We start from the raw sequence: 11,783 nt of genomic DNA on the forward strand, positions 1-11,783 counted from the left end.
CCGCGGACCCTCAGGTCCGCCGGCGGGCAGAAATCAGGTGAAAAGACCAACGCGCAGGCCGGACATCTCGTAGATGATCTGGCCGTCGGCCTTCACCCAGCCGTCGGCGATGCCGAGCACGAGCTTGGACTTCATCACCCGCTTCAGGTCGATGCCATACTCGACGAGTTTGACATCATTGGTGATCTGGCCAGAAAATTTTACGTCGCCGCAGCCGAGCGCGCGACCCTTGCCGGGCGAACCGTCCCAGCAGAGATAGAAGCCCAGCATCTGCCAGACAGCGTCGACGCCGAGGCAGCCGGGCATCACCGGGTCGCCGATGAAGTGGCACTGGAAGAACCACAGGCTCGGATCGACATCGAGCTCGGCGCGCACCAGGCCTTTGCCATGCGCGCCGCCTTCGCGGCTGATCTCGGTGATGCGGTTGAACATCAGCATCGGCGGGGCGGGCAGCTGGGCATAGCCCTTGCCGAACAGCTCGCCCTTTCCGCTCAGGATCAGGTCGTCATACCCGTAGGCGTTCTTCCGATCCGTCATAGGCCGGCTTTCTCCGTCGGTCAGTTGAGACCGTTACTAGAGAGCGGGGGGCGGAGGGTCAAGCGCGCCCAAGGGCAACCCACCGCCGCGCCTGTTGCCGCGACCGACCGCCGCTTGTGCAGAGCCACCCCGAAAGTTATAAGCTGCAAGCTGATAAGCCTTGTCACCAAAGGACCCGATGACCGACCGCAGCCTCAACGTACGGACCGTTCCGTCGCGCCGACCGTGCCTGACGGCGGTGCTCCGCATGGCGGGACTGCGGCCAACACGTCAGCGCGTGGCCCTGGCCGAACTGCTGTTCGGCGGTGCGCATCGGCATGTCAGCGCCGAGCAGTTGCATGACGAAGCGGCGGCGGCGCGGGTCAATGTGTCGCTGGCGACGATCTACAACAGCCTGCACCAGTTCCGCGAAGCGGGGTTGTTGCGCGAAGTGGCGGTGGACGCGTCGCGATCGTATTTCGACACCGACACCTCGGATCACCACCACTTCTATCTCGAGGACGAGCAGCGGGTGATCGATATCCCCGCGTCGGCCATCGTCATCCAGAACCTGCCCGAGCCGCCGCGCGGCATGGACATCACGCACGTCGACGTGGTGGTGCGGGTGCGGAAGGTTCGGGGCTAAGGGTTCACCTCAACCACCGGCTTGCCTTCTCCCCTTGTGGGAGAAGGTGGCGCGAAGCGCGCCGGTGTCAGCCTCAGTCGAACGCTTCGTCCTTGTAGACGCCCCAGAGATCGCCCTGGTGCAGGTAGCCGTCGAAGACCTGCGGGCTGCCGTTCAGCGGGTGGGTGGTGGCGGCCACCTTGCACCATTTGCCGTCGCATTCCTTGATGTCGACGCGGAAGCTTGGGGTCAGCCAGGCGCGGACGCCGGCATCGTCGTTGGCATCGCTGCGCAGGGCCACCGGCTCGGCGGCAGCGGGCGTCACGAGGCCGGCGCGCTTGCCCTGCAGGAGGTTCTGGTGCAGCCAGCCCTCGGAGCCGTCGACGTCGCGGATTTTACGCCAGGTATCGAATTCCTGGATGATCTCGACTGGAGTGCCGGCCTTCACATAGACCCAGGCCACGTCGTATTTCGTGCCCGGGCCGACCCGCACGTTGATTGGGTTGGAGCGGGTGGTGACGAAGCGCGGCAGCGGCAGGCCGCTCGGCCCTTCGGCAGCGAGCGGGGCAATAGGCATGCCCATCCCGGCCGTGGCCAGAATTGCGAAAACGGCGGCGCGCAGAATCGCGGAATTCTGCCGCCCGTGGGAGCGCCTCGTGAGGAGCATGGAGCTGACTTTGCCGAACATGACTTTGCAGGGGTGTGCTTTTTTCCTACACTTATGCAAAAGACCTTAATGGTCGCTGAAAGCGCCTGATTTGACCCTCAGCCGGCCCAAAATTTTCGTTACCCGGCGCCTCCCCGAGCAGGTCGAGGCCCGGATGGCGACGCTGTTCGATACGACCTGCAAGCCGGTGGATGGGGCGCTCAGCCCTGACGCCATCATCGAGGGCGTTCAGGGCAAGGACGTGCTGGTCTCCTCGATCAACGACCGGATCGACGCCGAGCTGATCGCCCGGCTGCCGCCGGAGCTGAAACTCATCGCCCAGTTCGGCAACGGTTTCGACAATATCGACATCGAAGCGGCCTATGCTGCAGGGCTCACCGTCACCAACACGCCATCGGTACTGACCGAGGACACTGCCGACATGGCGGTGATGCTGATGCTGGCGCTACCGCGCCGGCTGGTCGAGGGCGCCGAGGTGCTGCCCACCACCGGCGAGTGGCCGGGCTGGTCGCCGACCTGGATGCTGGGGCGCCGACTGCGCGGCAAGGCCCTCGGCATCGTCGGCATGGGGCGGATCGGCACCGCCGTGGCGCATCGGGCCCGCAGCTTCGGGCTGAACATCCACTATTTCTCGCGCCATCGCCGGCCGCCTCAGATCGAGGAGACACTGGGCGCCACCTACTGGGAATCGCTCGACGACATGGTGGGCGAGGTGGACATCGTCTCCCTGCACACCCCGCTCAGCCGCTCCACCCATCACATCCTCAACGCGGCGCGCCTCGCCGGGATGCGGCAGGACGCCTATGTGGTGAACGTTTCCCGCCCCGAGCTGGTCGACGAGGCGGCGCTGATCGGCGAGATCGAGAATGGACACCTGTCAGGCGCGGCGCTCGATGTGTTCGAGAGCCGCAACGGCATCGACCCGCGGCTGCTGCAGCTGGCCCGCGACAACAAGGTCGTGCTGACTGCCCACATGGCATCAGCGACGCTCGAAGCGCGGCTCGAGATGGGCGAGACGGTGATCGTCAATATCCGCGCCTTCATCGACGGCGCCCAGCCGCCGCATCGCGTACTGCCGGAAGGGCGCGGCAAGCTGGCCCGCGGCTAATCCCTCCCGCGGGTCTATTGTACCGAAAGCTCCTTAAGCCGCCCCTCGAGAAACCGCTGCTCGGCCGCCTGGTGCGTCAGCTCCAGCGCCGCGGTGTAGGCCGCTCGCGCCTCGTCTTTCCGGCCAAGGCGGCGCAGCAGGTCGGCGCGCGTCGCGTGCAGGTAGCGGAACTCCCGCAAGGCCCCAGACTGGAGAATCACCTCGATCTCCCGCAGCCCGGCCTCCGGCCCGTCCCGCATGGCCACCGCCACGGCGCGGTTCAGCGCAACCACCGGCGAGGCATCGGCTCGTACCAGGAGGTCGTAGAGCCGCACGACCTGATCCCAATCGGTCGCCTCGGCACTCGCCGCGGTCGCATGCTCGGCGGCAATCGCCGCCTCGATCGCGTAGGCGGTCAGCTCCGGCCGTGCCATGACCCGCTCGACCAGCGCGACGCCCTCGGCGATTTCGGCCCGGTCCCAGAGCCGGCGATCCTGATCGGCAATCAGCACGAGATCGCCGGCGGCATCGGTTCGAGCGTCGCGCCGCGAGTGCTGCAGCAGCATCAGCGCCAGCAGACCTTCGGTCTCCGAATCGGGTTCCGGCAGCAGCGCGATGAGCAGCCTGCCAAGCCGAATCGCCTCGGCGCAGAGGTCGGTGCGCAGCAACTGGGCACCGTGGCTCGCCGCGTAGCCCTCGTTGAAGATGAGGTAGATGGTGCGCAGCACGGCATCGAGCCGCTTTGCGAGGTCCTGCGGCTCAGGCACCTCGTAGGGCAGCTCGAGCTCGCGGATGCGGTTCTTCGCCCGCACGATGCGCTGCGCGATGGTGGTGGGCTTGGCCAGAAACGCCGCCGCGATCTCCTCCGTCAGCAGTCCGCAGGTCTCGCGCAGGGTCATGGCGATCTGCGCGTCGGGAGGGACCTCGGGGTGGCAGCACACGAAGATCAGCCGCAACTGGTCATCGGCGATGGACTCGGGCTCGGGCGCCATCTGCGCCTCCTCTTCAAGCGCCAGCTCTGCGGCGACAACGTCGAACCGGGCCTTGCGACGGATCCGGTCGATGGCCTTGAAACGGCCGGCGGACACCAGCCAGGCCCGTGGATTGGCCGGCATGCCGTCGCGGGGCCATTGCTCTGCCGCGGCAAGAAAGGCGTCGTTCAGCGCCTCCTCGGCCCGATCGAAATCGCGCAGCAGCCGGATCAGCGTCGCCAGCACACGGCGCGATTCGGTGCGCCAGACAGTCTCGATGTTGATGGTGGCCACCGCGCCCTGCCCTAGCCGTCGGCCTTGTCGTGGCGTGGCACATGGTAGATCGGCCGCACCTCGATGGTGCCGTATTTGGCCAGCGGAATGCCGCCGGCAATGCGGATGGCATCATTGAGGTCGCGCGCTTCGATCAGGATGAAGCCGCCCAGCTGTTCCTTGGTCTCGAGAAACGGCCCGTCGGTCGCAGAGACCTTCCCGTCGCGCACCCTCACGAGCACCGCGGTCTCCGGCGGCTGCAGCGCCTGGGCTCGCACCAGGTTGCCGCTCTGCGCCAGTTCCTTGTCGTAGCCCATCGAGTCGATATCGAGCGCCTTTCGCTCGGCGGCGTCGAGGTTGGCGAAGACCTGCTTGTCGTCGAAATGGACGAGACAGACGTACAGCATGTTCGGGTTCTCCCAGGATGTTGTCAGCTAATCGAACGCCGATGCCGTGTTTCGACAGAAACTCAGCCAGATTTTTGCTCCCCTGTCGAACCCAGGCGACCCGCAGCGCATTTTAGCGATTTCGTAACCCTCCGCTTCACCACACCGCTTCACCGCGCGCTAAGCGCTTCCCCGGATGGGACAACGCAACAACGCCGATCTTTGGCATCATGAAGCCGAATGCAGGAGCCTTGGGGGCTTTCCCAGCGATGTTTGCCGGCCTGAGCCATGCGCGTGAGCAGACGGAACTGCCCGTCCGTGTCCGCTCGCGCCTGTTGTCGCTGGCAACGGTACTGCTGGTGGTCACGCTGGTGGTGACCTCGATCGCCGGCTTCATCCATGTCAGCACGCAGCAGCGCATCCTCACCGATCTGAGGGTACATGGCGAACATCTGCGCTCGATGTACCAATCACTCATCGAAGCCGACGCCGATGCCATGCATTTTCTCACCGGCGAGACCGGGGCGCTGCGCACGCACCTGGCCCATGCGGCGCGCCTTGCCGGCCCCGAGGCCGATATCTTCGGCGAGGTGGCGCCGGTCAGCGCCGGCAAGCCGATCCCCGATCTGGTGCAGCAGCTGGTTGCCGACTGGACGGAAGCGATCGGACTGGCGACCGCGGGCAACGGGCAGGCCGGGTTGACGCTGCTCACCGGCCGCCACACCGGCGAGACCCTCACTGCCATCGGCACCGAGGTGGGCCGGGTGCTGAGCGCTTCCGATGCGCGGCTCGCCCTCCATGACGAGCGCATCCAGGTGGGTACGCTGCTGGTGCTGGTGTTGCAGCTGGGGGCCGGGTTGCTGGCCATTCTCGGGCTGCTCTATGCCTTCCGTTCCAGCGCCTCGGAGGCCGACGGCCGTGCGGCGGCGGTGGCCTCGGCGGATCGCTCGCGCGAGCAGGTGGCGCGGCTGTTCGAGATGGCGGATGTGCTGCAGAGCGCCGCTGACCATGCCGATGCCAATGCAGTGCTGAAGGCCACGGCGATCGAGCTGGTGCCCGGCTTTTCGGGGGCACTCTACGTGTTCAACAACTCACGCGACCGGCTGGTGCTGTCGACCACCTGGGCGCGAGCCGAGCATGATGCGCTGCCCGAAACCATCAATCCCGGCACGTGCTGGGCGCTGAAGCGCGGCAAGCCGCATTTCAACCGCGGCGACAGCAACAAGCTCTGCTGCGCGCATCACGTGGGATCCGAAACCACCCTCGAGATTCCGATGATCGCCCGCGGCGAGATCGTGGGGCTGCTGCAGCTGTTCGCCTCGGGCATCAGCGCGGTCGAGCGGCTGGAACAGGTGACGGGCCTCGGCTCAGCCCTCGCCGATGGCATGAGCCTGGCGCTCGCCAATATGGCGCTGCGCGAAAAGCTCAGGAACCAGGCGCTGCGCGACCCGCTGACCGGGCTCTACAACCGCCGCTACATGGAAGACTGCCTGCAGCGCTTCGTCCGCCTCGCCGAGCGCGAGAACCGCGAGATCTCGCTGATCATGGTCGATCTCGACCACTTCAAGCGGCTCAACGACGAGCACGGCCACAGCTTCGGCGACCAGGTGCTGCGCGATACGGCGCTGGCGCTCACTGGATCGCTGCGGGAAACCGATATCGTTTGCCGCTTCGGTGGCGAAGAACTCGTGGTGATCCTGCCCGATTGCCCGCTCGAACGGGCTGCCGACAAGGCGGAACTGCTGCGGTTGAGGATCGAGGAGCTGAGCAATACGCACGGCACCGATATCTCGGCGTCGTTCGGCGTCGCCTCGTTGCCGCACACCTCGCAGAGCGTCAGCGACCTGCTGGTTGCCGCCGACCAGGCGCTCTACAAGGCCAAGCAGGCAGGTCGCAACCAGGTGGTGAGAGCCCCGCTGCGACCGTTCCGCGTGGACCGGGCGGCCGACGATGCGGCCCAGCTCGAAGAGTTCCCTCGCGCCGCCGCGGAATAAGCTCAGCCGGTCAGGCCGTAGCGGCCGACAAGCACCGGAATCGACTCGAAATGCATCTCGATGCCGTAGCGGCTCCAGGTCTCCGCCGCTGCGCCGAGGTCGAGTTCGGGTTTGCCGAGCACGGCCGCCATCTCGCGGAAGTAGTCCTCGAAGCCGCCGGGCGAGATGATCTCGAGCAGCCGGGCGGGTTCGTCGCCGGCGTTCCAGAAGGCGTGCGGCACGGCTCGGGGCTTCAGCACCAGGTCGCCCGGGCCGGCTTCCAGCACCTCGTCGCCCAGCTGCAGCCCGATCTTGCCCTCGAGAATGAAGGAGTATTCGTCCTCGCGGCTGTGAGTATGCAGCGGCGCCCCAAGCGAACGCGGCGGCAGCGGATGCTCGACCAGCGAGAAACCACCGCCGGTCGTGGCGCTGTCGAGCATGAAGCGAACACCCAGCGCTCTCAGCTGCACGCGATCGCCGGCCTCAGGGCCGAGCAGGTGATCGAAATAGGTCATGGCAGATCTCCATTTCAATGTACGCCCCGCTCATTCAATTGTCACACTTGCGGGCCTGAGTCAATTTCGATAAACATGTCGATCAATGAATAGATCGTACCGGCAGAACAAGCGCGCCGAGGCTGCCGCGGAAACCCGGCGGCGGATCGTCGAGGCGACGGTGGAGCTGCATCGCACCGTTGGTCCGCGGCATACCACGGTGGCCGAGGTGGCGCGCCGCGCCGGGGTCGAGCGCCTTACGGTGTACAACCACTTTCCCGACGAAGCCGACATGGTGCGAGCCTGCCAGGGGCACTGGCTCGGCCTCCATCCGCCGCCCGATCGCGCCGGCTGGGCGGCGACGCCCGATCCGGAGGCGCGGCTGCGTCAGGCCCTCACCAGTCTTTATGCCTGGTTCGAGGAGACCGAGGAGATGATCAGCCGGGTGGTCCGCGACGCGCCGGACCTGCCCTCGTTCGACTTCATCGTGAAGGGGTGGATCGAGCAGAACCGGCGCACGGTCGAGATCTTGGCCGAGGGCCGGGTCCCGACATCGCGGCTGGACGCAACGCTGCGAACCGTGACCAGCTTTCACACCTGGCAGGTGCTGCGCCGGCAGGCCGGGCTTGGAAACGATGCGGCGATCGCGCTGGCGATGGACTGGGTGAGCGCAGCCGAACGCGCTTAGGGGAGTAGCCGCTTCGACAGCATGGTTTCGTACTGCAACTGCTGCTGAACTAGCTTTTGCTGCTGCAGGTCGCGCTGGATGCGGCTCAACGTAGCGTCCAGTTGAGTCTGCAGGGTCCGCTCTGCGGTGGATTGCGCCAGCTCCTGCTGCAGGCAGAGGGTGCGCTTCAGGTCGTTGCCGGTATAGCCGTCCTTGGCGCTGTCATGCAGCGGATAGCAATAGGCCTGCGCCCCCGAACTGAGGGCGACGACGACGAGCGATGCAAGCAAGATGCGCATGGGGCGAATCTGGGGACTCCGGGCCGCTGGCGCAAGTCACGATCACGCGCGCGGTGCGGCGGTGCTTTGGCGGACGATCAGTTCGAGCGGCAGGCTTTCGCGATGCACGCTGCCATCATGCTCGAGGATGGTCTTGACCGCGCGGCGGCCGATCTCGGCGATCGGCTGGACGACGGTGGTGAGCGGCGGTTTGGCGATGGCGGCTTCCGGCACGCCGTCGAAGCCGACGATCGAGATATCGCCGGGCACGCTGATGCCGCGTTCGGCCAGCATTTCCAGCGCGAACATCGCCACCCGGTCGGACATCGCAAGGATGGCGGTAGGCCGTTCGGGGCCCGCGAGGATGTGGTCGAGCCCGCGGCACACGCTGTCCGCGGTGCTGCGGGTTTCGTAGATCGGGATCGACTCGCGATCGACGCCGTAAAGCGCTAGCTCCTCGAAATAGCCGTAGGCGCGGTCGCGTGAGGTGGAATAGGTGGCCGCCGCAATCTCGGCGCCGCCGACCGGCCCCTCGTGTTCGTCGTCCAGCTCGAGGGCGAGGACGCCGAAGCGGCGGTGGCCGAGCTGGGCCAGGTGCCGGGCCGCCATCTGGGCGCCGGCATAGTCGTCGACGCCGATGGCGGAGATGGTCTCGTCGGGCTTGCCGAGCGCCAGCGCCACAAAGGGCAGCTGCCGCTCGCGGGTCAGCTCCACCAGCTTCTCGCCGTTCTCGATGCAGAGCAGCACGAAGCCATCGACCAGCGCGCTCTGGATATTCCAGGCCAGCCGCTCGCTGTTGCGGGCCGAGACCAGCGCCAGCCCGGCGCCGCGCTCGTCGCAGGCTTCCGAGATGCCCTGCATCAGCACACGGGCGAACGGATCGTCGAAGAAATAGGATAGCGGCTCGGCGGTGGCGACGCCGATGGCGTTGGACTTGCCGGCGCGCAACAGGCGGCCGCGTGGGTCGGGACCGGCATAGCCGAGATCGCGGGCGGTCTGCTGCACCCGTTCGCGCACTTCCGGGCGAACCAGGTCGGGCCGGCTGAAGACGTTGGACGCCGTTCCCTGTGAAACCCCCGCGGCTTTCGCCACATCGCTCAACCGCACCAGATCGCGTGCCATCCGAACCTTTCCTGTTTGCCGGGGCCTCGCGTTGCCCGGCCTTGTTCGCATCGTACCCAAGTCCTTTTCATATAGCACGCTTTTGTATCGGTTCAAATTCTGCTTGACTCGAAGGCTCGACTGAGTATCATTGAACCGATTCAAGAGATCAATCCGCCGACCGATTGAATCGGTTCAAATCGAAAGGAGACTTGTGATGATTCCCGCCAGTTATCTCTACAAGGATGCCTACAAGCAGCACTGGGGCGAGGATTTCGCCCGCCGGTCGGGCGAGGAGCCCTGGGAAGTGCACCGCGACGCCGGACTCTGGGAAAAGCCAGCGTTGTGGCGCCGGCTTTCCAGCCTCGCCGCCCGCCTGTCCGGATCGACGGGGCGTGCCACCGACACTTCGGCTTCGGGGCACCACTGCCCCGAAGCGACCGATCGCAAGCCGGCGCTGCCCGCCTAACGTTGCTCCGGCCAGGTGCCGCTTTCGCGCTGCGCTTTCTCCCGATCGAGGGTCTCGCCCGAGACCTCGTCGTGGACGAAGTCCTCGACCTCGGAGACGCGGCGCACCTCGACCTCCTCGCCTTCACCCCACATCGGGATCTTCTTCACCCAGCCGATGGCCTCGTCGAGCGAGTCGGCCTTGATGATCCAGAAGCCGCCGATCAACTCCTTGGCCTCGGTGAACGGCCCATCCTTGACCACCAGCTTGCCGCCCTGCATGACCACCTTGGCGCCGGTCTTCGACGGTTGCAGGCCCTCACCCGCCAGCAACACGCCGGCGTCGATCATCTCCTTGTTGAGCTTGCCCATCGCGGCGAGCAGTTCTGAGCTCGGCGGCGGCGAGGGTTCCTTGCCTTTGACGATGATCATGTAGCGCATGTGGGGTCTCCCAGTTTGGTGGCTTGTACCCCCAATCCTGCGTCAAAAGAAAAGGCACGGTCAAACAAGGGCCCACCTGCGCCAACTCAGCATGCGCCAGCGCACGGTCCTGCCTGCTGTTGCGGCAGGCGCGGCCGGTTGAAAGACCGCGGCACCAATGGTGGACATTGGCCGCATCGCTAAAGCGTTGACTTAAGCATCTTCGCTTGATACTTAAGTCCGCCCTTAAGTGAAAGGAACGGCCATGACTGACCAGATCAAGCGCGCCACCGCCCGCGAATGGACCGGCCTCGCCGTGCTGGCGCTCCCCACGCTGCTCATTTCCATCGACGTCTCAGTCATCCTCCTCGCCCTGCCGCGGATCAGCGAGACGCTGCAGGCCGACAGCGCCCAGCAATTGTGGATCCTCGACATCTACGGTTTCATGCTGGCCGGCTTCCTCATCACCATGGGGACAATCGGCGACCGGATCGGCCGTCGGAAGCTGCTGATGTTCGGCGGCGCGGCCTTCGCAGCTGCCTCGGTGCTCGCCGCGTTCTCGACCAGCGCGCCGATGCTGATCGGGGCTCGCGGCCTCCTCGGCATTGCCGGGGCGACGCTGTCGCCATCGATCCTCGCACTGATCACCAACATGTTTCACGACGAACGGCAGCGCGGCTTCGCCATCTCGATCTGGCTCACCTGCTTCATGGGCGGCATGCTGCTCGGGCCGCTGGTCGGCGGCGTCATGCTCGAGCATTTCTGGTGGGGCGCCCCGTTCCTGCTCGGCGTGCCGGTGATGCTGCTGCTGCTCGCCACCGCCCCGGCGCTGCTGCCCGAATACAAGGCGCCACATGCCGGCAAGCTCGACCTGTTCAGCGTGGTGCTGTCGCTCGGCGCCATCCTGCCGGTAGTCTATGGCCTCAAGGAGCTGGCAAAGGGCGACGTGTCGCTCACGACGTTCGCCGCCGTCGCGGTCGGGCTCATCCTTGGCGTCGTCTTCATCCGCCGGCAGGTGACGCTGGCGCATCCGCTGGTCGAGCTGAAGCTGTTCAAGAACGTCGCCTTCACCGCGGTGATCGGCGCCATGTTCCTCGTCACCGTCACCGGCGCGTTCATGGTGTTCATGGCGCAGTATCTTCAGCTGGTCGCCGGCCTCTCACCGCTCTGGGCCGGGCTCTGCGGCCTGCCCAGCATTCTCTTGATGATCGTCGGCTTCATGCTGGCGCCGAAGCTGGCGCAGACCATCCGGCCGGGTCGGCTGATCGCTGGCGGCATGTGCCTCTCGATCCTGGGCCTGCTGATCGTCGTGCTGTTCGTCGAGAGCTTCGGCGTCCCCGCGATGATCGTCGGCTTCGCTCTCTTCAACCTCGGCTGCGCGCCGATGGTGACGCTCGGCACCGGCATCATGATGGGCTTTGTCGAGCCGACCCGTGCCGGCGCCGCCGCGGCGCTGCAGGAGACCTCGTCGGAGTTCGGCTTCGCTTTGGGCATCGCCGCCCTCGGCAGCCTCGGCACGCTGGTCTATCGCGGCACGCTGGCCGGCTCGCTCCCCGCCGATCTCAGCGCCGAACAGGCCCGCCTCGCCTCGGAGACCCTTGCCGGTGCCTTCACCGTCGCCGCGAACCTCCCCGATGGCGCGTCGCTGATTGCCGCTGCCAACCAGGCGTTCGTGCTGTCGATGCGGCTCGTCGCAGGGGTCGAGGCCGGCATCTTCGTCCTCATCGCCATCGTCGCGCTGACCGCGCTGCGTGGCGTCAAACCACTCGGCGCCATTTCCGGCGCCCACGGCACTCCGCCCGAGGCGGACACGGAAGACCGTCTGGCTGCTGCCCAATGACGGTCGGATCGGCGGCGGGAGAAGCGCTGGGTACGTGA

14 protein-coding genes are annotated in these 11,783 nt (G+C 66.3%); 6 read left to right on the forward strand and 8 right to left on the reverse strand.

Annotation, left to right across the window (positions count from 1 at the left end):
• Window positions 1–33: 33 nt before the first annotated feature.
• Window positions 34–537, reverse strand: a complete 504-nt coding sequence (gene fabA / locus AC1DWU_RS19215) for a 3-hydroxyacyl-[acyl-carrier-protein] dehydratase FabA (RefSeq protein ID WP_477151614.1) — start codon at window positions 535–537, stop codon at window positions 34–36.
• 178 nt (window positions 538–715) lie between these two features.
• Here fabA and irrA point away from each other — a divergent pair, with 178 nt between their 5' ends.
• A complete protein-coding gene (gene irrA / locus AC1DWU_RS19220; RefSeq protein WP_477151615.1) occupies window positions 716–1,162 on the forward strand; it encodes an iron response transcriptional regulator IrrA in 447 nt (148 codons plus the stop codon).
• Window positions 1,163–1,235: 73 nt separating this feature from the next.
• Here irrA and AC1DWU_RS19225 read toward each other — a convergent pair whose 3' ends face one another.
• The gene (locus AC1DWU_RS19225) at window positions 1,236–1,718 is read right to left on the reverse strand and encodes an SH3 domain-containing protein (RefSeq protein ID WP_477151616.1); all 483 of its coding nucleotides are present in this window, start codon (window positions 1,716–1,718) and stop codon (window positions 1,236–1,238) included.
• 244 nt (window positions 1,719–1,962) lie between these two features.
• Between AC1DWU_RS19225 and AC1DWU_RS19230 the strand changes: the two genes are divergently transcribed.
• On the forward strand, window positions 1,963–2,916 hold the full coding sequence (locus AC1DWU_RS19230; RefSeq protein WP_477151617.1) for a 2-hydroxyacid dehydrogenase: 954 nt from the start codon (window positions 1,963–1,965) through the stop codon (window positions 2,914–2,916).
• 14 nt (window positions 2,917–2,930) lie between these two features.
• Here the strand turns inward: AC1DWU_RS19230 and AC1DWU_RS19235 are convergent, their stop codons facing one another.
• Complete coding sequence (locus tag AC1DWU_RS19235) at window positions 2,931–4,160, reverse strand: RNA polymerase sigma factor (RefSeq protein ID WP_477151618.1); 1,230 nt, start codon at window positions 4,158–4,160, stop codon at window positions 2,931–2,933.
• Between the two features lie 11 nt (window positions 4,161–4,171).
• Window positions 4,172–4,546 carry a YciI family protein gene (locus tag AC1DWU_RS19240; protein WP_477151619.1) on the reverse strand — a complete coding sequence of 125 codons (375 nt, stop codon included), beginning with the start codon at window positions 4,544–4,546 and terminating at the stop codon, window positions 4,172–4,174.
• A gap of 248 nt (window positions 4,547–4,794) precedes the next feature.
• Here AC1DWU_RS19240 and AC1DWU_RS19245 point away from each other — a divergent pair, with 248 nt between their 5' ends.
• Complete coding sequence (locus tag AC1DWU_RS19245; protein WP_477151620.1) at window positions 4,795–6,519, forward strand: GGDEF domain-containing protein; 1,725 nt, start codon at window positions 4,795–4,797, stop codon at window positions 6,517–6,519.
• Window positions 6,520–6,521: 2 nt separating this feature from the next.
• On the opposite strand, the gene AC1DWU_RS19250 is transcribed toward AC1DWU_RS19245, so the two are convergent.
• Window positions 6,522–7,013, reverse strand: a complete 492-nt coding sequence (locus AC1DWU_RS19250) for a cupin domain-containing protein (RefSeq protein WP_477151621.1) — start codon at window positions 7,011–7,013, stop codon at window positions 6,522–6,524.
• Between the two features lie 85 nt (window positions 7,014–7,098).
• Between AC1DWU_RS19250 and AC1DWU_RS19255 the strand changes: the two genes are divergently transcribed.
• Window positions 7,099–7,680 (forward strand): TetR/AcrR family transcriptional regulator, encoded by a 582-nt coding sequence (locus AC1DWU_RS19255; RefSeq protein WP_477151622.1) that lies wholly within the window; start codon window positions 7,099–7,101, stop codon window positions 7,678–7,680.
• Here the strand turns inward: AC1DWU_RS19255 and AC1DWU_RS19260 are convergent.
• A complete protein-coding gene (locus AC1DWU_RS19260; protein ID WP_477151623.1) occupies window positions 7,677–7,958 on the reverse strand; it encodes a hypothetical protein in 282 nt (93 codons plus the stop codon). The two genes, AC1DWU_RS19255 and AC1DWU_RS19260, sit on opposite strands and share 4 nt — an antisense overlap.
• Before the next feature lie 42 nt (window positions 7,959–8,000).
• Window positions 8,001–9,059: a LacI family DNA-binding transcriptional regulator gene (locus tag AC1DWU_RS19265; RefSeq protein WP_477151624.1), complete on the reverse strand. Its 1,059-nt coding sequence runs from the start codon at window positions 9,057–9,059 to the stop codon at window positions 8,001–8,003.
• Window positions 9,060–9,255: 196 nt separating this feature from the next.
• Between AC1DWU_RS19265 and AC1DWU_RS19270 the strand changes: the two genes are divergently transcribed.
• Window positions 9,256–9,507: a hypothetical protein gene (locus AC1DWU_RS19270; protein ID WP_477151625.1), complete on the forward strand. Its 252-nt coding sequence runs from the start codon at window positions 9,256–9,258 to the stop codon at window positions 9,505–9,507.
• Here AC1DWU_RS19270 and AC1DWU_RS19275 read toward each other — a convergent pair.
• Window positions 9,504–9,926, reverse strand: coding sequence for a YciI family protein (locus AC1DWU_RS19275; RefSeq protein ID WP_477151626.1), 423 nt, complete (start codon window positions 9,924–9,926; stop codon window positions 9,504–9,506). The genes AC1DWU_RS19270 and AC1DWU_RS19275 overlap by 4 nt on opposite strands.
• A gap of 244 nt (window positions 9,927–10,170) precedes the next feature.
• Here AC1DWU_RS19275 and AC1DWU_RS19280 point away from each other — a divergent pair, with 244 nt between their 5' ends.
• The gene (locus AC1DWU_RS19280; protein WP_477151627.1) at window positions 10,171–11,745 is read left to right on the forward strand and encodes an MFS transporter; all 1,575 of its coding nucleotides are present in this window, start codon (window positions 10,171–10,173) and stop codon (window positions 11,743–11,745) included.
• Window positions 11,746–11,783: the final 38 nt, after the last annotated feature.

The organism is Devosia sp. P2_G7, assembly GCF_056403495.1.